Origin of the sequence: Yoonia sp. 67-2, assembly GCF_035117555.1 — a bacterium.
GTDB lineage: Bacteria > Pseudomonadota > Alphaproteobacteria > Rhodobacterales > Rhodobacteraceae > Yoonia.
Genome location: NZ_JAYKPK010000007.1, coordinates 141,695 through 161,343 on the forward strand (window position 1 = coordinate 141,695; position 19,649 = coordinate 161,343).

The 19,649-nt window shown below is 58.7% G+C and carries 18 protein-coding genes and 1 pseudogene; 7 read left to right on the top strand and 12 right to left on the bottom strand.

What is annotated here, in order from left to right:
- From VOY09_RS12715 to VOY09_RS12730, 4 genes are all read right to left on the bottom strand, one after another.
- Window positions 1-1,536: a hypothetical protein gene (locus tag VOY09_RS12715; protein WP_322894228.1), complete on the bottom strand. Its 1,536-nt coding sequence runs from the start codon at window positions 1,534-1,536 to the stop codon at window positions 1-3.
- 27 nt (window positions 1,537-1,563) lie between these two features.
- The gene (locus tag VOY09_RS12720; RefSeq protein WP_322894227.1) at window positions 1,564-2,802 is read right to left on the bottom strand and encodes an NAD-dependent epimerase/dehydratase family protein; all 1,239 of its coding nucleotides are present in this window, start codon (window positions 2,800-2,802) and stop codon (window positions 1,564-1,566) included.
- A gap of 196 nt (window positions 2,803-2,998) precedes the next feature.
- Entirely contained in the window at window positions 2,999-6,070 is a 3,072-nt protein-coding gene (locus VOY09_RS12725) for an efflux RND transporter permease subunit (RefSeq protein ID WP_322894226.1), read from the bottom strand.
- A complete protein-coding gene (locus tag VOY09_RS12730) occupies window positions 6,067-7,164 on the bottom strand; it encodes an efflux RND transporter periplasmic adaptor subunit (protein WP_322894225.1) in 1,098 nt (365 codons plus the stop codon). The genes VOY09_RS12725 and VOY09_RS12730 overlap by 4 nt, the downstream gene beginning before the upstream one ends.
- 246 nt (window positions 7,165-7,410) lie before the next feature.
- Between VOY09_RS12730 and VOY09_RS18285 the strand changes: the two are divergent.
- Window positions 7,411-7,539: pseudogene (locus VOY09_RS18285) on the top strand (TetR/AcrR family transcriptional regulator); the annotation flags it as partial.
- Window positions 7,540-7,551: 12 nt separating this feature from the next.
- Window positions 7,552-7,911 carry a hypothetical protein gene (locus VOY09_RS12735; protein WP_323811283.1) on the top strand — a complete coding sequence of 120 codons (360 nt, stop codon included), beginning with the start codon at window positions 7,552-7,554 and terminating at the stop codon, window positions 7,909-7,911.
- A gap of 77 nt (window positions 7,912-7,988) precedes the next feature.
- Here VOY09_RS12735 and VOY09_RS12740 read toward each other — a convergent pair whose 3' ends face one another.
- The 3 genes from VOY09_RS12740 to VOY09_RS12750 all read right to left on the bottom strand — a co-directional run bounded on the left by VOY09_RS12740 (window position 7,989) and on the right by VOY09_RS12750 (window position 10,378).
- Entirely contained in the window at window positions 7,989-9,401 is a 1,413-nt protein-coding gene (locus VOY09_RS12740; RefSeq protein ID WP_322894224.1) for a mandelate racemase, read from the bottom strand.
- Complete coding sequence (locus VOY09_RS12745; RefSeq protein ID WP_322894223.1) at window positions 9,398-9,535, bottom strand: hypothetical protein; 138 nt, start codon at window positions 9,533-9,535, stop codon at window positions 9,398-9,400. The genes VOY09_RS12740 and VOY09_RS12745 overlap by 4 nt, the downstream gene beginning before the upstream one ends.
- Before the next feature lie 102 nt (window positions 9,536-9,637).
- A complete protein-coding gene (locus VOY09_RS12750; RefSeq protein WP_322894222.1) occupies window positions 9,638-10,378 on the bottom strand; it encodes a sulfite exporter TauE/SafE family protein in 741 nt (246 codons plus the stop codon).
- A gap of 89 nt (window positions 10,379-10,467) precedes the next feature.
- On the opposite strand from VOY09_RS12750, the gene VOY09_RS12755 reads away from it, so the two are divergent.
- The 5 genes from VOY09_RS12755 (at window position 10,468) to VOY09_RS12775 (ending at window position 15,255) form a co-directional block, all read left to right on the top strand.
- Window positions 10,468-11,301, top strand: coding sequence for a sugar phosphate isomerase/epimerase family protein (locus VOY09_RS12755; protein ID WP_322894221.1), 834 nt, complete (start codon window positions 10,468-10,470; stop codon window positions 11,299-11,301).
- A 121-nt stretch (window positions 11,302-11,422) separates the two neighbouring features.
- Window positions 11,423-12,457, top strand: coding sequence for a tripartite tricarboxylate transporter substrate binding protein (locus tag VOY09_RS12760; RefSeq protein ID WP_322894220.1), 1,035 nt, complete (start codon window positions 11,423-11,425; stop codon window positions 12,455-12,457).
- A 76-nt stretch (window positions 12,458-12,533) separates the two neighbouring features.
- Window positions 12,534-13,058, top strand: coding sequence for a tripartite tricarboxylate transporter TctB family protein (locus VOY09_RS12765; protein ID WP_322894219.1), 525 nt, complete (start codon window positions 12,534-12,536; stop codon window positions 13,056-13,058).
- Between the two features lie 36 nt (window positions 13,059-13,094).
- Complete coding sequence (locus VOY09_RS12770) at window positions 13,095-14,621, top strand: tripartite tricarboxylate transporter permease (protein ID WP_322894218.1); 1,527 nt, start codon at window positions 13,095-13,097, stop codon at window positions 14,619-14,621.
- Window positions 14,569-15,255 (top strand): TetR/AcrR family transcriptional regulator, encoded by a 687-nt coding sequence (locus VOY09_RS12775; RefSeq protein WP_322894217.1) that lies wholly within the window; start codon window positions 14,569-14,571, stop codon window positions 15,253-15,255. Before VOY09_RS12770 ends, VOY09_RS12775 begins: the two co-directional genes overlap by 53 nt.
- A 186-nt stretch (window positions 15,256-15,441) precedes the next feature.
- On the opposite strand, the gene VOY09_RS12780 is transcribed toward VOY09_RS12775, so the two are convergent.
- The 5 genes from VOY09_RS12780 to VOY09_RS12800 form a co-directional block, all read right to left on the bottom strand.
- On the bottom strand, window positions 15,442-15,897 hold the full coding sequence (locus tag VOY09_RS12780) for a hypothetical protein (protein ID WP_322894216.1): 456 nt from the start codon (window positions 15,895-15,897) through the stop codon (window positions 15,442-15,444).
- A 135-nt stretch (window positions 15,898-16,032) separates the two neighbouring features.
- A complete protein-coding gene (locus tag VOY09_RS12785) occupies window positions 16,033-17,283 on the bottom strand; it encodes a c-type cytochrome (protein ID WP_322894215.1) in 1,251 nt (416 codons plus the stop codon).
- 14 nt (window positions 17,284-17,297) lie between these two features.
- Window positions 17,298-17,453 (bottom strand): hypothetical protein, encoded by a 156-nt coding sequence (locus tag VOY09_RS12790; protein WP_322894214.1) that lies wholly within the window; start codon window positions 17,451-17,453, stop codon window positions 17,298-17,300.
- 27 nt (window positions 17,454-17,480) lie between these two features.
- Entirely contained in the window at window positions 17,481-18,572 is a 1,092-nt protein-coding gene (locus VOY09_RS12795; RefSeq protein WP_322894213.1) for an Mrp/NBP35 family ATP-binding protein, read from the bottom strand.
- Between the two features lie 80 nt (window positions 18,573-18,652).
- Window positions 18,653-19,648 (bottom strand): formate dehydrogenase subunit gamma, encoded by a 996-nt coding sequence (locus VOY09_RS12800; RefSeq protein WP_322894212.1) that lies wholly within the window; start codon window positions 19,646-19,648, stop codon window positions 18,653-18,655.
- Window position 19,649: the final 1 nt, after the last annotated feature.

The following is a 19,649-nucleotide window of genomic DNA, read 5'->3' on the forward strand; positions in this document are numbered from 1 at the left end:
CTAGTTGACGCGCACAGGATCGGCGGGAGAGATGCGCAATCGCAGACCATCCTGCGGTTGGATCATGCCCTCACCCGTTGGCAAGGCAACGATATATCCGGTCTCATCGCGGCCTACGACCATTTCAGCATAATGTCCCGATACATCCACACCAGCCGCCACAACCCGCATTTCCAGCGGTCTGTCGGTCGGTACAGGATGGCTCGCCGGCAATGTTTCCGCGATCAGATGCGAAACCTGCTCCGCCTCGACGGCGCTCAGCGCTGGCAACCCATCGGTCGCCAGGGCAAACCCCGCTTCGGCAATCACGGCACGCAATATGGCCAGCCCGGAATCGACATCCGCCGATCTGTCATCGGATGACGACAGCACGGCTGATCGCAGTTCCGCCATAGAGCGTCCCATATCAGGACAAGCCACTGCAGAAGCTGCACTGCGCCGCGCATCAATTTCAATCAGATTGTCGCGGCCTTGCGCGTCGCGTGGCAGTTCGACACGGCGCGAAAGCTCTACCGTGCCACCCTCGGTCTCAACAATGTCGATCAGCTGTCTGTTGAGCGTGGTGGAAACAATCCAATGCTCCCCCACAGGCAATGGACCAAGGAACATGGAAAATGACAGCTCCTCTGGCAAGGCGACATCATTCAACTGACCAAGCGAATAGCGATGCCGCCACTGCGCAGCGTTGTCAAAGCGACGCAAACCGTCAAGCGCGGCTATTTCCGTGATATCGGCAGGCAATGTGACGGTCCCCTGCCCAGGCATCCCTGTACGCAGGATCGCCATCTCGTCCGCAGTCAAAGACGTAAACGGCGCGACGCTGTCGTCGGATGCGAACATGACGTCAGCCCCGCTTGCCAGCAAATTCGCAGCTTCAAGAATTGCATCACGACGGTCTTGTGCGGAAAGCTCTTTGGTCCACGCGACCCGTGCCACGTTGCCAGAAACGGCAAACTGGTCACGCGGGCTTTCGGCAGGGCTCGCCAGATCAAGCGCAAGATAGGACTCATTATCAAGGCTGACGACAGCGGCAAGAGTACCGCTTGACCGGCACTGCCCCTGCTGGTCTTCACCGGCAAGGTTGAGCGAGACAGCGATATGATCACGCGCAAGATCCTCGGCCGTCAGATCGAAGGTGACGTTTTGCACCACCAGGCCGGGAACGAGCAGCAGTTCGGCGCGCCGCGAACCACCCACGCTGGCCCGCAATGTCCCGCGCGCGCCCTCTGCCACCTGAGCAGTGATCGCAAGACTGATCTGACCACCCAGAATGCGCGCATCATGCGGCAGCGGGAAGATAAGCGTCTGATAACTATCAAAGCCCGACAAAATCACCGGGCTGGCACTGTCTGCGCGTGTGACATGCACCGGCGGCGCAATCTGTTCGCCGCCCGATGTCCGTATCGGGAAACTGATGTCGCGCGAGAATCCATCAACCGCATAGGCGACGGCACGCGCCCGCAGATCATTCTCCGTCGCCCAGATGAGCGCCGCAGAAATTGCAAACGCGGCAATAATTAAACCAACCAACCTCATAATAATTCTTTACAATATGAGGTTTGTTCAAGCCGCGCGGTCAGGCAGGGCTGGCAGGTTTTTGCGCACAACCCCCGGCAATTGATCTTTTGTCCAAAGCGACTGGCTTGGGATCACGTCAAGCCGCGCCCTGCTGGCATAGCGGGTCGATACTTCCAGCGTTTCCTGCAGCAGCCCGTCCGCCAGCGTGATCGGATCAAGGCCAAGATCGACCAGCCCCGTGTTCGCGACACGCAGATCGTTTTCGGCGGCTTCTTTGCGGGGATTGTCGACCATCGCCACGTCAGCGCCGGTGATATCCGCCACAATCTTCGCCAGATCGCGAACCCGGTGGGTTTCGGTCATCTGGTTCAGAATGCGCACCCGGTCCCCCCGCGCAGGCGGATTGGCAATCGCCAGGGCGACACATTTCACAGTGTCTTCCAGATTGATGAAAGCGCGGGTTTGACCACCTGTACCATGCACGGTCAATGGATAATTCACCGCAGCCTGCATCAGAAACCGGTTCAGTACGGTGCCATAATCACCATCATAGTCGAACCGGTTGATCAGTTTTGGATGCTTGCGTGTTTCTTCGGTCTGGGTGCCCCAGACGATGCCCTGATGCAGGTCGGTAATCCGCATGCTGTCGTTCTTGGCATAGAACTGGAACATCAACTGATCCATCGACTTGGTCATATGGTAGATACTGCCGGGGTTCGTCGGATAAAGGATCTGGCGATCAAACTCGGTGCCATCTTCCCCGGTCAGCTTTACATCCAGATAACCTTCCGGGATGGTCAGGCCATCACCATCGTAGCCGTAGACGCCCATCGTGCCGAGATGCACGATATGTGTATCCAGACCCAGTTCCGATACCGCGGCAAGCAAATTATGTGTCGCCGAGATATTGTTATCAACGGTATACCGCTTATGCTGTGCGTCCTTCATCGAATAGGGCGCTGCCCGTTGTTCGGCAAAATGGACGATGGCACTTGGCCTGACCGCGTCGATCAATGCGACCAAGGACTGATAGTCGCGTGCGACGTCGATCTTGCGAAACTCAATCGGGGCGCCGCCCACATCGGTCCAGGCTTTCAGACGGGTTTCGATCGATGCAATGGGCGTCAGGCTGTCAGAGCCCAGTTCGAGATCGATCGCACGGCGTGACAGGTTGTCGACGATCGTTACCTCAAACCCGAGAGAAGAAAGGTGAAGGCTGGTCGGCCAACCACAGAAGCCGTCACCGCCGAGCACCAAAACACTTGATTTACTTGCAAAAGACATATTGGAAATCCGTTCAGTTCATTAAATTACAATTCGTTGATATGTCATGTAACAGTTTCCAAAACAAAAACCCATGTGCGTCACAGCACATGGGTTTCAATTTTATGGCATGGCTACTATACTTTTGCACAGGTAGTGGCGATTTCCTGTTGCGTTGCTTATGCAGCCTAGTGACCTGCCGCCGCCTCGTCAGCTATCAGCCAGGCTTGCCGATCAGGTCAGGTTCCTCTGCATCAGGCACCATATCACGCCGCGAAATCATCGCGTAAAACGCAGGCACGACAAACAACGTGAACAATGTCCCTACCGTAATACCGGCAAAGATCACAAGCCCCATCGCAAACCGCGCCGCAGCCCCTGCGCCATCTGCGGTCATCAGCGGAAGCACACCAAGCGCTGTCGCGGCGGTTGTCATCAGAATAGGCCGGAGACGTTGCCGGGCAGAGGCGACAATCCCTTGTTCGCGCGTCAGCCCCTTATCGTGGCGTAACTGATTGGCAAATTCCACCAGCAGAATACCGTGTTTCGTGATCAACCCGATCAGCGTGATCAGCCCGACCTGCGTATAGATGTTGAGAGTCCCGAGCCCAAGGTTGAGCGGCACAATCACCCCGAAAATCGCCAATGGCACCGACATCAGAATAATCAACGGATCACGGAAGCTTTCAAACTGAGCCGCCAGCACAAGATAGATGACAACGATGGCCAGCCCGAAAGCGACAGCAATCGTATTGCCTTCGGTCTTTTCCAGCCGGGACTGGCCAGCATATTCGATGAAGAAACCACCGGGCAGCAATGGGCGCGCGATATCTTCGATCACGGCCAAGCCGTCACCTGTTGATACGCCGGGAATGGGCAACGCTGTGATCGTCGCGGAGTTAAGCTGATTGAATTGCTCAATCGTTGCCGGTGCGGCGCGGGTCACGACGTTGATCACCGCAGACAGCGGGACCATATCGCCCGTCGTGGCGCGGACAAACAATTCACCCAGCCGTTCAGGGTTATCGCGATACTCCTGCGGCACCTGTAAGATCACGTCATAGCTGTTGCTGTCGCGGTCGAACTGCGAAATCGGCCCAGCCCCTACCAGCAAACTCAGCGTCTGACCAATCTGCGCGGGTGACAAATTCAGCGCCGCGGCACGGTCACGGTCGATCTCTATCACCAACTGCGTCGTGTCGAAGTTGAGTGAATTCTGCACCACGATAAAACGACCAGAAGCCTGTGCCTCCTGCCGGATCTGATCCGCAATCTCATAGACTTGCGACGGATCGCCGGTTGACTGGATCACCAGTGAAATCGGCAGACCGCCACCGGCACCGGGCAGGGATGGCGGCGCGAAAACGAAGGCCTGCACCCCAGCGATAGGGGCGAGCCGCCCTTGCAGATCCGCCTGAATCTCAGCCTGGGAACGATCACGATCAGCCCAGTCATCAAACGCCCACAGCATGATCGCGGAATTGGTTTGCCCACCGAACCCCGTGATCGAGAAATTGGCCGCAACCTCTGGTATGTCGTTGGTCAAGGCCCCCATTTCATCGACGTAACGCTGGGTATAGGCGGTGGTCGCATAGCTTGGTGCGTTGATGAAAGAAAACAGCGCGCCAGAATCCTCTTCCGGAGCCAGTTCAGATGTCGTCTTGGTGAACAGATAGCCCGTCACGCCAGTCAGCACGACCACCATCAGCACGGTGACCGGCAGGAAGTTCAGCGATGATGACAAACGTCGTTCATACCAACCTTCGAACCGGGTAAAGCCCGCATTCAGGCGTTTCTGAAACCGGTTTTCGCCACCTTTTTTCAACAGCCGCGCGGCCATCATCGGCGAAATCGTCAATGCGACGACGCCCGAGATAAACACAGCCCCCGCCAGCGTCACCGCGAACTCGCGGAACAACGCACCAGTCAGGCCGCCAGTAAACAGGAGCGGCAGGAACACCGCGATCAGCGTCAGCATCATGGCGATGATCGCGGTAGACAGCTCTCTCATCGAACTGAAGGCAGCCTGCATCGGGCTTTCGCCCTCGTCGATGTGGCGCTGAACGTTTTCGACCACGATGATCGCGTCATCCACCACCAGACCAATGGCAAGCACCATCGCCAGCAAGGTCAGAAGGTTGATCGAATAGCCCATCAGAAACAGAATAAACATCACGCCGACCAGCGACAGCGGGATCGCCACCAATGGCATCAGCACCGACCGCACCGATCCAAGGAACAAAAGGATGATCAGAGCGACGATGAGCGTCGCTTCGATGATGGTCCGCAGCACCTCGTTGATCGATGCGGCGATCTGTTCGGTCGCATCATACATCAGCGTCAGTGTCATACCGTCCGGCAACCCCGCCTCGATCGCAGGAAGTGCGGCAAGCACATTGGCAGAGGTATCAAGCGGGTTGGCCGCAGGTGCCGGGAACACCCCAATAAAGGTTCCCGGACGCCCGTTGAAGTTCACGATTGTATCGGTGCTTTCGGCAGCCAGCACGATCTCGGCCACGTCCCGCAGGCGGACCACCTCATCGCCGCCGCCGGAAATCGGCAGCATGCCGAATTCTTCGGGTGTTTGCAGGGTCGATTCCATCGTGATCGCGTAGCTGACCAGTTCATTTGTGGTCCGGCCGGGGGCCGCAAGAAAGTTCCCGCCATTGATCGCCGTGGCGACATCAGAGGCGGTCAGCCCCTGCCCTGCCAGCCGCACCGGATCAATCCAGACCCGCATGGCATAGCTTTGCCCGCCAAGGATCTGGGATTCGGCGACACCATCAATGGTGGACATGCGCGGCACGATCACACGGTCGATATATTCCGTGATCTGCTCGGCGGTCATCGCCGGGTTCTGCACCGCAAGATACATAGTCGCAAAAGTCTGCCCGGTCCCCTTGACGATGCTCGGGTCTTCGGCGTCCTGCGGCAGCTGCGACCGGATCTGCTGAACCTTCGACATGACCTCTGACAAGGCGGTATCCGGGTTTTGCCCCAAATTCATCTGGACCGTCACCACAGAGGCAGAAGGGCGCGATTGCGTGGTGACGTAATCGACACCTTCGGCGGTCGCGACGGCCGCAGCGATCGGCGAGGTGACAAAGCCCTGAATCAGATCAGCCGACGCCCCGGGGTAAACCGTGGTGACGGTGATCACGACCTCATCAACCTCTGGGTATTGGCGGGTCTGTAGCCCGAACATCCCTTGCAAACCCAGCAAAACGATCAGCAACCCCAGCACGGTCGAGGCGACTGGTCGTTTGATAAAGGTATCAGACAGGCTCATTGCGCCACCTCAGCAGATGCCGTTTCAGCCAGCGTGACCGGCGCACCGTTCGACAACCGGTTTTGGCCAGTGGTCACAACCAGATCACCGGCGACCACACCGTCGCGGACCTCGATCATCCCCTCCGACCGACGTCCGGGCGTGATGAAAACCTGCCGCGCTTCCAATGTGTCTGCATCATCTTCACGCGGATGCACGACATAGACGAAATCACCATAAAGGCTACTGATCACCGATGTCTGCGACAAAGCGATGACGGCATCTTCCTGCGGCAGATCAAGCCGCAATCGGACGAATTGCCCCGGTGTCAGCCCAGCATCGGCCTGTTCGACCGTGCCACGCACCGCGACCAACCGGCTGGCAGGGTCAACGCGCGGGTCGATCCCGGTGATCTCGGCCTCGAACACCCGCGATGGGTCGTCGCCGGTCACCTGCAACGTCTGACCAATGAAAATATCCGGTAGGTTCTGTTCAGGCAGGCTGAAATCAACGCGCATCGTATCAAGATTCTGCAATGTGGTGATGATTGTCCCGGGCTGCACATATTGCCCCAGATCGCCGCGTGGCAGGCCGATGGTACCGGCAAAAGGGGCAATGACCTGACGCTGTTCGATCACGGCCTCGGCGCGGGCGACCTGCGCTTCGGCGGCGCGGAACGCCGCTTGCGTCGCTTCCAACGTGGCGCTGGTGGCAACGCCCCGGCTTTGCAGCTCTCGCTGACGGTCAAGATTGGTACGCTCCAGTTCAAGCTGCGTGCGTGCAGCTTCCAGATCGGCGCGCTGCACCACATCGTCAAGCCGGACCAGCAATTGACCTTCTTCGACTTGTGAGTTCGGCTCAAACAGCACTTCGCGCAGGATACCAGCTGCTTCCACGGTCAGATCGACACCCTGGATCGCATTGACTGTGCCGATGGCGTTCAACGCTGGCTGCCAGGTCAATGGCGCGACTTCGACCGTTTCAACCGCCAGCGGCTGCACCGGAAGATCAGCGAAAATCTGCGTGATCATGCGGTCGCGGAACAGGTTGAACCCGATCAAGCCACCTCCGATCAGCGCAAGAAGGATGATCGCAATAATGAACCGTTTGACCATGGTGATCGTCCTGAATCTGATGCCCATGCCGTAAGGCGGCTGGGGGGCTTGGTGGGTGGCCCATGCCGCAGCACGGGCGTCTATATCATGTGAAGTATTATAAGATGTGCCAGAAGCAACTCTTGATTTCGATGTCGGGCCACTATACCGTCTGGTCGGTAAAGTCAACGACCCCGCAATCGACCGGAGAATATTATCGACACCCCCGAAAAAACCCCCAGCCGCCGGGCTGCAACACGCCGCCGGATCCTTGATGCCGCACAGGACCTTGCGCATTGCACAGGTGCAGGCAGCCTGTCGCTGGACGCTGTGGCCGCGAAAGCCGGGGTTTCAAAGGGGGGGCTGCTCTATCATTTTCCATCCAAGACCGCGCTGATGGAGGCTTTGGTGACAGATTATCTGCACCGTTTTGACGCCGCAATCAGTCTGGAGGAACGCGCAGGTGGCCGCAACGCGGCGATCCGCGCTTATATTGCGCAGTTTCTGACCGAACGGCACCGGCATGCACAGCCACCGTCCGGATTGCTCGCGGCGCTCGCGAAAGACCCGGAATTGCTGGCCCCGCTCCGCCAGCACGAACGCCATTTCCTCGAACGGATCCGCAGCACGGCTGATGATGCACAAATGGCAACGCTGGCTTTTCTGGCTATTCAGGGGATCAGGGCAATGGAATTGCTCAACACGCAGGTTGTGAACCCCGCAGAAGAAGAAGCGCTGATTGCCTGGCTCAAGGATCGCCTTGACTAGACTCGCGGCGATATGACGTCAGTCAGCCCGCCGCCTCGTCACTGGCCCGCAATCTGTCGTCATCGGCGGCGAGTTCATCACGCCATGGTGCTTTCCTGCAAGGGCAGAAGTCTGTCGATATCCGGCGTCAGCGCGCAGCCAAGCCCGATGGCAGCAAAGGTGCTGCCCAGCGCGATCTGCCCGTCCTTGATCCGCAACCGGGTCTGGCCTTGCTCCTGATGGTAAAGGTCCGGATGCGTTGTGGCATAGCGCATTTGCTCCGCATCCGTCGCAATTCCCATGCCACCGGCAAAATGATGGCCATTGCGTTCGACATGGCTATTGCCTGTCACGGCGGCGAGGATGAGATCTTGCTGCAAGGCAAGGCCGGGCTGAACGGTCAGATCCTCGGCGGACATAAATAGCCCCTCGGTCCGGGCCACCCGTGCGGCATTCAGAAGTGCGCGATAAAACCCTTTGCAGGATTTTGACGACACGCCAGTGTAACCCAGAAGCTGTGATCGCGGGAAGGCGTCAATATCAGCATCGGATTCGTCAATCTCCAGCGCCACTTGTGCGGCAAGGGACGAGACATCGGAATCCATCGCCTGCGCACGGGCGATAGGTTGCTCGACAAACAACAAGCCCTTTTTCAAGGACAACAGCCCGGGCTGTGCTGCAATCCCGTCAAGCAATTCTGCCAAAGGGGCCACGCCTGTATATTGCTCGTTCCCATCCAGGGTCGCGCGATAGCCCGGCGCATATTTATCAAGAACGCTGACAATCTGGCTGAGCCGCGCGAGGTCAGTTTGCGGGTCGCCGCAGAGTTTGAGCTTGAAATAACGATGCCCATATGTCCTGATCACCTGATCAAGGCTCTGTGGCAGGCCGTCATCAACTGGGTTTTCAATTTCCGCAGCTCCAAGAATATCGCCCAGACCAACCGTATGCCGCGCGGCGATTGCGTCCGGTGCACGCCGTTCTGTCAGAAACCTGTCCAAATCAAACCCTATCAGATCCGGTGTTGTGCGAGCATCAATCCCCGGCAGATTCGCGCGCAGTGCTGCAATGGCAGGCAGACCAGTCAGCTTGCAAAGTGCGTCCAATACCGCGCGATCCGCCAGCGCCAGCCCGAAAGAAGCGATGAGCCTGTTCAGCCCCTGCCCTGTGCAAACCGTGTAATGGTCAGGTTGCGCGCGCGCATGCAGGCCAAAGGCAGTGTCCGTGCCTGCATCGCGCAGCGCCTTCAGGCCCAGTCGCAGGGCCCGGCGCAACTGGTCGATATTCTGTGCGACGCTGAGTTCGGGTGACTTGTCGAACCATCGCGGCATCATCATTTCGGCGGCCCAGCCTTCGGCGCGGCGGCCCTCGCGATCCTCTACAGTGACCCGCACGAAAGCTTGCGGAGCAGCCGTGACGTCTGCCGCGCCAAAACGGAAAGGAAAGCGAAAGGTGACAGGCCGTTCGAATGCTGCCCAGTCGATGACACGAAGACGCGGGGCGTTGGTCATTCCGTCACGCGATGCATGACCAGATTGCGGATCATACGCGCAATTGTCTGATCGGCGCCTGCCCCCAGATGCTGATTGTCACCCATGCGCCCGGCAATCCGGTGCAGGATGGCTCCAAGCTGTTGTTCGCCCATCGTATCCTCCCGCAGATGACCGCCCGAATGGGGCCACCACATAAGTAACTTAATGGTTACTTCGCCAGACTCGTGCGGATTGGTCAAGTCCGAATGTCATTTTCAGAATTTGAAAACCATTCCCAACCCGGCGATGCACAGGAATACCAAGATCAGACGGGCAAACAGCTGCGGGCTCGCACGGCGGCCAAGCCATTCGCCCAGCGGCATGAAGATCAGAATCGGCACGCAGGCAAACAGCCCTAGCAAGAGCCAGTCCAACTGATAGATCCCCGCAAAAATGATCGCCGGATATTGCACCATGGCGAACCCCAGAAACATCACCGAGACCGCAAAAACCGTGGCGCGGCGCTCTAGCCCGAGGGCATGAATGAAGGTCACGCCAATCGGCGCAGCGATGCCGGTGGCACCCTGCAAAGTGCCTGCAGCCAGCCCGATCGCTGGGCCTGCGCGGCGCGCGAATGCTGCTGAAAAGGTAAACTCAGGACGCGCCAATCGCAGGGCGACATAGGTCAAGAGCAAAACGCCCAGCCCGATTTCAAGCGATCTTTCGGGCAGCGCATCAAGCGCCCATGTTCCGATTGTCACCCCGATTGCGCCGCCGATCAGAAAGCCCGGCAGGAACGCAACGCCGGGTCGTGTTCTTACGTCGCGATAGGACCACACCTGATAGGCATTGGTCAGAAGGACCGGGATCAACATGATCCCGATGGCTTGTTGTAAGCCAACCGCAGCCGTCAGCAAAGGCAGAGCAATCAGCGGCAAACCCATCCCGGTGGCGCCTTTGGTGATCGCACCGGCGGCCAGTGCCAGCGTCAGAAAGACAAGCGTTTGCGGCTCCATTCATTTTCCTTACTGCGACACCTGCATTGACAGACGTTCGGCAAGCCCCGACGATCCAACAAAAATCAGCATATTTTCCGGAGTTTGACATGGAATTTACCCTTTGCAACGAAGTTCTGAAAGAATTGCCTTTGCCAGAGCAATGCCGCCTTGCAGCAGAGATGGGCTATGCAGGGCTGGAAATAGCGCCCTTCACCCTGGCCGATGATCCGACGCGGATGACAGCAAAACACATCGCAGAGGTCCGCCGCATCGTCGCCGATCACGGGCTGCGCGTCACCGGGTTGCATTGGCTGCTGGTCGCGCCAGAGGGGCTTTCGATCACTGATCCCTCGCCGGATATGTTCCGCCGCACGGGCGATACTCTTGCGGCATTGGTGGATCTCTGTGCCGAACTTGGTGGGCGCGTTCTGGTCCACGGATCACCGAAACAGCGCCGCCTTGGTGATGATCCTGCACGTGGCCGGGCAACAGCGCTGGCGCATCTGGCGGCCGCAGGGGCGCGGGCACGACAGGCCGCACTGACCTATTGTATCGAGCCGCTTTCAGCTGACGAATCCAATTTTATCAATCTCGTATCAGAGGCAGCCGAACTCGTTCAGGAAGCTGGCGAACCCGGCTTGCGCACGATGATCGACACCGGCCACGCGCTGCGGGGCGAAGCGGAAGGACTTGCCGATCTCGCCGCGCGTTGGCTGCCCACCGGAATGATCGCGCATGTCCAATTTAACGATAGCAACCGGCGCGGCCCGGGTCAGGGAAAGGATTCGTTTGGCCCGCTGCTCAATCACCTCGTGACAGCGCAATGGCCGCATCCGCTGGCAATCGAGCCGTTCATCTATACCCCCGACGGGCCGACAACTGCGGCGCAATCAATCGGGCATTTGCGTGGTATATTAGAGGGGTTACGAACAATTCCTTAACGACGCCGGATTCAAAATTGAACCGTTTAGTTACTTATAGCTTGACAGAGGACCCCTCGTCGCGACAGCCTCTGATCTATGCAGCCGTCATATCGCGCTGCGTATAGGGAGGAGAATGATCATGAAACACCGGAGCGTTGCAAAACTTGCCGCCGGCGCATTGACGACAATTGCACTTTCGACGGGGGCGATGGCGCAGAGCTGGACGCCAGACGGCCCGATCAACATCATCGTGCCTTGGGGGGCTGGCGGGTCGACCGATCAGGTGGCGCGCGTCACTGCGCCGATCCTGGCAGAAGCACTGGGCGTCGATGTGATTGTCGTCAACCAGCCTGGCGCATCAGGGTCCATCGGCACCCAGGAGGTGTTGAACGCACCCCGCGACGGGCTGACCTGGACTGCGAATGCCATCGCCAATAATGCCACCTACGCCGTGACCGGCCTGCTGGAAGATACCGATATCGACGACTGGCACATCTATCTGTCCGTCGCCAATGCGCCGCTGATCAGCGTGCCCGCCGACAGCGAGTTCGAAGATTTCGGCCAATTGCTGGAAGCTTTGCGCACCCGTGGGTCAGAAATCACCGTGGGCACAGCGGGCATCACATCCTCGGGCGGGATGGCAATTGCGACGCTCGCCCATGAGGGTGATTTTGACTACCGCATGATCACCTATGATGGGGGCGGCCCCGCCGCTGTCGCCGCCGCTGCGGGCGAAGTCATGGTCACAACGCAATTGGCCGTAGAGCAGACAGAGCTTGTACGCGGCGGCCGCCTGCGGGCCTTGGCCGTGATGAGCCCGACATCGCTGGTTGTGGAAGGTGTGCCAGAAATTCCGTCCATCACCGAATGGCTGGATATGGATCTTGCGCCCGATTACTTCGGCGTTTTCATCCCGCGCGGCGTACCGGACGAAGTGGTTGAAACTGTCGATGCGATTTGGCGCGATCAAGTGATGGATGCAGAGTCGCTGCGCACCTATGCCGAAACCTTTGGCGCCGTGTTTGACCCGTCCTATGGTGAAGAAGCCCGCGCCCGCGCCATGCCGGTCGTGATCGAAGAAGCCTGCGGCGCAGAGACCCGTGGCGAGGCGGTGATCCCTGCCAGTGAAATCGGAATCGATTGCGAAACCCGCACAGAGATGGCCCCGCAGTAACTCTGCCTGCACCATCAGAACCGCGTCGGACCTGCCGGCGCGGTCCTTTGCTATCTTTCTGACAGGAGATGTCGCCTTGCAGGACAATGAACAAACCAAAGACCATATGACCCGCGCCGATCTGTTGACAGGCGGCGTCATTCTTGTGCTTGGCATCGCGGTCGTCTGGCTTTCGTGGAACATGCCGCGGCTTGGGACCCGCGGCATCCACCCGGCCACCGCACCGGGCCTCGTGCCGGGATTGCTGGGCATTGCGCTGACATTCTGCGGTGGCATCCTGATGACGCGGTCTGTGCGGGTGTTCGGTGATAGTGCTGGCTGGATCGGCTTCATGCGGTTGTTCACAACACCAGAGGCAGGGCGCGTCGCTGCAACCCTCGGCTTGGCGCTGATCTATGCGCTGGTGCTGGTGGGCTGGCTGCCTTTCTGGGCCGCCACCGCGATATTCGTTTTCGCCTTCATCGTCATGTTTGAACGCGGCTTTGTCGTCTCACCGCACCCTATGTGGCGCAGCCTGCTGACCGCCGCGATACAGGCGATCATCGTGGCGATTGTTGTGACACTGGTCTTTGAACGCGGCTTTCTGGTGCGCCTGCCATGACTTTGACCTGCATATTCTTTTTGATCGGGACTTATCATGTTTGACGGCCTGACACTGCTGGGCGAGGGCCTGGCCCATTTCCTGACGCCAACCTCGCTTTTCAACGTGGCCTGGGCAACGCTGGTGGGCATCATCATCGGTGTGTTGCCGGGACTGACAGCAACCATGGGCGTCGCGCTTCTGGTGACGCTGACCTATCCCATGCAACCTGATCAGGCGATCCTGTGCCTGATGTGCATCTATGTGGGCGCGATCTATGGCGGCAGCCGCACCGCGATCCTGCTCGCGATCCCCGGCACACCTGCAAGTGCGGCAACGACGCTGGATGGGTATCCGCTGGCGCTGGCTGGCAAGGGTGGTCTGGCGATGGGGCTTGCGACAACCTCGTCAGCATTGGGCACGATGGTTGGTATCTTTTGCCTTGTGCTGCTGGCACCGCTTCTGGCCGAAGCGGCGATCAATTTCGGGTCCTATGAATTTTTCTGGCTGGCGCTTTTCGGGGTCGTGATTTCGGGGCGGATGACTGCGTTTGACGATCCGATCAAAGGCTATCTTGCAGGTCTTCTTGGCCTGCTGGTTGCTATGATCGGGATGGAAGGGTTACATGCCTATCGCCGGTTCACCTTCGGCGTGCCCGCACTGGGCGGCGGGATTGATCTGATCCCCGCGATGGTCGGCGCATTCGGCCTTGCCGAAATCCTGATCGTCATGAAAAAGCGGGTGGCGGCACGTATTGTGGATGCATCCGACCGGGTGGTGCCGAAATTCAGCGAACTCTGGAAATATCGACGTACAACGCTGCGCTCTGGCATCATCGGCACAATTGTCGGGATCATCCCCGGCGTGGGCGAAGATATCGGTGCCTGGGGGGCCTATGCCGCCGCCCGCCGCAACAGCCCCGAACGTGAACAATTCGGCAAAGGCAGCCTCGAAGGGCTGATCGCTGCCGAGACTGGCAACAGCGCCGCCATTCCCGGCGCGATGATCCCGACCCTGACGCTGGCACTGCCGGGATCTGCAGCCGCTGCTGTGCTGATCGCAGCGATGTTCATTCATGGCATCAGGCCCGGCCCGATGCTGATGGTGGAAAATGCGCCATTTCTTTATCAGGTGGTCGCCATGCTGGTTTTCGCCTCCATTGCGATCACCATCTTTGGCCTGTTGCTGACGCGGCCATTGCTGCGGGTGATGACAGTGCCGCGTGAACGGCTGATGCCGGTGGTCTATGTGCTATGCGTCATCGGATCGTTTGCCATCACGCAGCGCTTGTTCGATGTCTATGTGATGGTGGCCTTCGGGGTGATCGGGTTTTTCCTGCGTGAGATGCGGTATCCGATGGCGCCGCTCGTGATGGGGATCATTCTGGGCACGCTGCTGGACGTCAATCTGCGGCGTGGTCTCGCCTTGTCCGATGGCGATATCAGTCCGTTCTTTACCCGACCGGTCTCAGCCGCTATCTGCACGCTGATTATCCTGTCTATTTTGTTCAGCATCCCGGTGGTCAAGCGACGTGTCACGAGCCTCTTCACAAAAACCGGCAGAGCAGCGGCCAGCAAAGACTGAGCCTGTCCGTCGCGCCCGCAGTTCGGAGAAAACCAAGAAAACGATCCTTGCGGCCGCGCGGGCAGAATTTTGCGAGCTTGGTCTGGCGGGCGCACGTGTCGATGCGATCGCCGAACGGGCAAAAGCGAACAAGCGTCTGCTGTATCATTATTTCGGCAATAAAGAAGAACTCTACCGCGCTGTCCTGATGGAGGCCTATGCCGAAATCCGCGCGGGCGAGCGTGAGCTGAATCTTGACGCCCTGTCCCCGGATGAAGCGATGGATAAGCTGGTGCGTTTCACCTTCCGGCACTTCCTTGCAAACCCGTGGTTTATCAGTCTGCTTGCGACCGAAAACCTGCAGAATGCAGCGGTCCTCAAGACCTTGCCGGACATCCCGGCGCTGCATTCGCCCTTTGTCGGCCAGATCAAGCGCATTCTCGAAACCGGGCGTGAAAAAGGCATATTCCGCGACGGCATCGACCCCGTGCAGCTCTACATCTCGATTGCCGGGCTGGGGTATTTCTACGTCTCGAATATCAAGACCCTGTCAGTGATCTTTGATCGCGACCTGAGTGCAACATCACCAGTACAGGAACGCGAAGCGCAGATCGTTCAGATGGTCATGTGCTACCTACGCGCGCCGGGCGCGTAGGGATCGAACGGCACGCTATCGAAATCGTTCACCGATACTCGGCTCAGCAGCTCTTGCAAGCGCTGCCATTTGTAATATCGTTGGCAGATCCCTTTGCCCGGAGGGCGGCAGGTCATCTCCCCTTCAAATGCTCCGTGTAGCGCGAGCGGGTAAGATGACTTTGATATTGGCAGAGATAGCCGCGACTTAGTTTTCTTCCACAGATGGCGGGCCGGAATGGGACATCGGGTTTTCATCGCCGCGCAGCATGGTGCGCTCGGCATCCGCACGGCTTTCTTCGACGATGCCGTCGATCTCGTCCTCATTGACGTCTTCAAATTCCATCTCGGCGATGGCGTCGCTTGTTTCTGTCAACAGGACCTGCGCACGATCCGTCAATTCCGCTGTGTCGAACACGGCGTCTGCCTCGACGAAAAGAACATCGCATAACGCGCGCTCAAGCTCTGCCGCGCATTCCGTCACGACGGCACGCACTTTTCCGCAGGTGTCCGCATTCGGCATCTCGACGCATTCATCCACCATTGGCACGAACATCGACCCGTCACCGTGGCTGGCTTCAGCAGATTGTGCATAGGTCACGGCCGGAAAGACCGACATACAAAACCCGATGGCACCCGTCGCGTATAAATTTTTCAAAGGCATTGTTTTCTCCTGTTAACATGCACCTAGGCACATCTGAGCATCATTACCGATCTGAGACGAAAAACGGCCCTAATCTGTCTGATTGATAACGCGCAGCGAAACGGCTTTGTTCCCATCTTCCTGGGGAAAGACTGCCTATTCGTGGTTTTCAACTATGCGTTGCAGGTAGTCCGCCAATGCGTCCCGGTCTTCAGGTGCCGCAATCCGCTGCTCGGGCATCCGCGAGCCGGGGGTATAGGCTTCAGGCCCGTCGGTAAATAATTCTGACAAGGTTTCGGGCGTCCATATGATATCAAGATGTCGCAAGGCATCAGAATAATCGTAGCCCGCTTGCGACGCGACACGCCGACCAAAAATGCCATAAAGGCTCGGGCCTGCCATGCTGTGATCATCAGGCTCCAGTGAATGACAAACGGCGCAATTTTTCCAGATTTCCGCGCCGCGGCTGCCGTCATCAGCGGCAGGTTCAGCCTCGGTCACGAAGCCGCCCAAGGCATCGCCGTCGCGTGACCAGCGCCGGATCACGCCGTCGGCGCCAGATGTGAAAACCTGCCCGTCTGTGATCGTCAGACCCCAAACGGGGCCATCCGCTGCTATAAAGGACGGGCGCGGAACCAGATCGTCGCTTTGCAACACCCAGACTGTGCCATCCAGCGCCGCAACGGCAATATCCTTTCCCCCGGCCGCGACCGCGACCAAAGGACGGTCACTCAAAAACCGCTCATCCAGATCATTGCCCCGGTCGTCGTAGCGTCGCAGCGCGCCATCGGCAAAGATCACGGCAAGGCTGACGTCTGCGCGCGCCAGACCATTGGGCAGGTCCGGCAGACCGCGCCTGAATTGCAGCTCTGATTGCGGTGTCCAGCGCGCCAGAAACAGGTCACCGCCAACGGTCACCAGATCACCACCTGGTAGGAAGCTCAGGCCCGTGACGCGGTCGCTATGCGCCTGAAAAACCGCAACCTCTTGGGTGCCCGGATCAAGGCGCAAGACCCGTCCGTCCCAATACCCGGCGGCCACCTGCGCCCCGTCATCACTGACAGCGAGCGAGGCCACCGCAGAGTCTGTCGGCGGTGTCGCAAAACCTGGTGTCCGTCCATCCGCCTGCCAGATCGCCAGCCGCCCGTCCTGTCCGGCGGTGACAAAACCACCTGTCGGCAAGAGCCGGACCGCTGTGACATTTCCTGCGTGAAAACGGGTCACGTTGCCTGCCGTGGCCGTGTCAAGATCCCACAGGATCGCACGCGTGTCGAAGCCACCGGAAATCAGCAATCCCTGACCCGCATCAAGTGCGCCGACAGGGCCACCATGTCCGATCAGATCCTGCGCGCCCGCAGGCACCGCAAGGCTGACAATCACAGCCAATTGCAGCAACATCGGACGCATGGTCTGCGCCGGGTTCAATATTCCATCAGGTTCTGACCCGGATCACCGACCCGCGCACCTTCGGTCGCAAAGGCTGCATAGCTCGGTTGCTGGAACGTCCCCTGCAACACGAATGAGGCGCCAACGGCGACGATGACGGCAAAGACCACAGCGAAAAGAAAGGCTTTCATATCGGTTCTCCTGTTACTTTCATTCTATCATATCTTGCGCGGGACTGATCCCGGTTTTTGCAGGTCCAGCCCATCCAACATTGTCTGGGCAATATCCTTATAGATGCGGCCTAACGTCCCGTCTGGTTCGCGCGCGACAATCGGTTGTCCCGCGTCAGACGCAGCCCGCAGCGCCATGGTCAGTGGCACGGCCCCAAGGAATGGCACACCAAGACGCGCCGCTTCGGATTTGGCACCGCCTTCGCCAAAGATCGCATGGCTATTGCCGCAATCGGGGCAGATGAACTGCGACATATTTTCAATCACGCCAAGGATCGGCACATCGACCTTGCGGAACATCGCAATGCCGCGCCGCACATCGATCAGCGACAGATCCTGCGGGGTAGAGACGATCACTGCCCCCGCTAGCCGCGTGCCTTGCGCCAAGGCTAATTGCGCATCACCCGTGCCGGGCGGCATATCGACCAACAACACATCCAGCGCGCCCCATTCCACATCGGCCATCATCTGCGTGATCGCCGACATGACCATCGGGCCGCGCCAGACCATGGCTGTCTCTGCGTCCACCAAAAGGCCCATCGACATCGCCTTCAGCCCATAAGCCTGCATCGGGCGCAATTTGCGCCCCTCACCCATCCCCGGTTTGCCATGCAACCCAAGCAGCGTTGGCAAAGAAGGGCCATAGATATCAGCGTCCAGAACACCAACCCGCAAACCAAGCGCGACAAGCGCCAGTGCCAGATTGACTGTCGTGGTGGATTTGCCGACCCCGCCCTTGCCAGATGCGACAGCGATCACATGGCTGACGCTGGCCAGCGGGTCGGCTTTCGCAGGTTTCTTGGTGACAAGATTGGGTGGTGCCCCGCGCTCCGCTGTCAGAACCACGAAGGCAGACGTGACGCCGTCCAACGCCCGCAATCCGGTTTCGACCTGATCGCGCAGCGGGGCGAAAGCATCGGCTTCATCGGGACTGATCTGGATCGACAGGCTGATCCTGCCGCCAGACTGGCTCAACCCCGCAATACGCCCGGATGCACCCAAGGTCTGACCATCGGGCAGCATCACACCCGCCAGAACCCCGGATATATCATCATCGAGATTGCGGATGCCTGCGGACATATTTCTCACAAAGGATTTAAGGGCAAGCGACCCAGCCTCGGGAATGAAGCTGGGTCACTCATCAAGGGCAAAGCGCCCGACTACTCGGCGGGGGTAGAGATCGGGCTTGTCTTGCCGGATTTCGCCTTCACTTCATCGACCCAAAGACCGTGGTGTTCCTTGGCCCAGTTTTCATCGACCTCACCAGTCCCCATCGCATCAAAAGCCCCTTCCATACCGACAGAGCCGATATAGATATGCGCCACGATGATTGCCGTCAGGCCAGCCGCGATCAAGGCGTGGATCATCTGATACAATTGCCAATCAGCGGGTGTTGCTGTCATTCCGGGGAACAACATCATCACGCCGGTAAATGACAGACCCGCGCCACCAAGGATAACAGACCAGAAGATCACCTTCTGACCAGCGTTGAACTTTTTCGCTGGCGGGTGGACGCCCTTTTTCAACAAGCCACCACCTTGCTTGATCCATTCCAGATCAAGCTTGTTCGGGATATTGTCGATCACCCAAAGGATGAAGACCAAGACCAGCGCAACCATGAACGGCCAGGCAAGATAATTATGCGCAAGCTTGCCAAAAGCCGTCAGCGTACCAAAAGCGCCTTCGCCAATGATCGGCAAGACCACGGTGCTGCCCACGATCAAATTCAATCCGGTCAGCGCCAGAATGATGAAAGTTGCGGCCATCGTCCAATGGGCGAAACGGTCAATCGCGCCAAAGCGCAGGATTTTTCGCCCTGAAAAGCCGGATTCGACGCGAATCCGTCCGCGGATCATGTAGAAAAGGGCCAGCAGAACCACCATTCCGACGACCGCGATAATGGACAGCGTCTGCACTGTGCCGCCTTGGAAGGCCGCCCAGGACTTGTTTTCCGGCTTGATCAGATTGCCCGCACTGCGATCAGGGATCGACACACGGCCCGCCACCGCGTTTTCATCGCCGGTCAAAGCCTCGAACATGGAATCTTCGGTCACCGAATTTGCGGTCGGATTGACCTGCGCCACGGCCACAGGTGCTGCCTGCCCCATAAACACCAGAACCGCGATGGCGATCATGAATTGAGAGAGATATCGCATC

Coding starts and splice junctions, on each gene's coding strand:
- VOY09_RS12715 (WP_322894228.1), bottom strand. CDS start 1,536: ATGAGGTTGGTTGGTTTAATTATTGCCGCGTTTGCAATTTCTGCGGCG.
- VOY09_RS12720 (WP_322894227.1), bottom strand. CDS start 2,802: ATGTCTTTTGCAAGTAAATCAAGTGTTTTGGTGCTCGGCGGTGACGGC.
- VOY09_RS12725 (WP_322894226.1), bottom strand. CDS start 6,070: ATGAGCCTGTCTGATACCTTTATCAAACGACCAGTCGCCTCGACCGTG.
- VOY09_RS12730 (WP_322894225.1), bottom strand. CDS start 7,164: ATGGTCAAACGGTTCATTATTGCGATCATCCTTCTTGCGCTGATCGGA.
- VOY09_RS12740 (WP_322894224.1), bottom strand. CDS start 9,401: ATGACCAACGCCCCGCGTCTTCGTGTCATCGACTGGGCAGCATTCGAA.
- VOY09_RS12745 (WP_322894223.1), bottom strand. CDS start 9,535: ATGGGCGAACAACAGCTTGGAGCCATCCTGCACCGGATTGCCGGGCGC.
- VOY09_RS12750 (WP_322894222.1), bottom strand. CDS start 10,378: ATGGAGCCGCAAACGCTTGTCTTTCTGACGCTGGCACTGGCCGCCGGT.
- VOY09_RS12755 (WP_322894221.1), top strand. CDS start 10,468: ATGGAATTTACCCTTTGCAACGAAGTTCTGAAAGAATTGCCTTTGCCA.
- VOY09_RS12760 (WP_322894220.1), top strand. CDS start 11,423: ATGAAACACCGGAGCGTTGCAAAACTTGCCGCCGGCGCATTGACGACA.
- VOY09_RS12770 (WP_322894218.1), top strand. CDS start 13,095: ATGTTTGACGGCCTGACACTGCTGGGCGAGGGCCTGGCCCATTTCCTG.
- VOY09_RS12780 (WP_322894216.1), bottom strand. CDS start 15,897: ATGCCTTTGAAAAATTTATACGCGACGGGTGCCATCGGGTTTTGTATG.
- VOY09_RS12785 (WP_322894215.1), bottom strand. CDS start 17,283: ATGCGTCCGATGTTGCTGCAATTGGCTGTGATTGTCAGCCTTGCGGTG.
- VOY09_RS12790 (WP_322894214.1), bottom strand. CDS start 17,453: ATGAAAGCCTTTCTTTTCGCTGTGGTCTTTGCCGTCATCGTCGCCGTT.
- VOY09_RS12795 (WP_322894213.1), bottom strand. CDS start 18,572: ATGTCCGCAGGCATCCGCAATCTCGATGATGATATATCCGGGGTTCTG.
- VOY09_RS12800 (WP_322894212.1), bottom strand. CDS start 19,648: ATGCGATATCTCTCTCAATTCATGATCGCCATCGCGGTTCTGGTGTTT.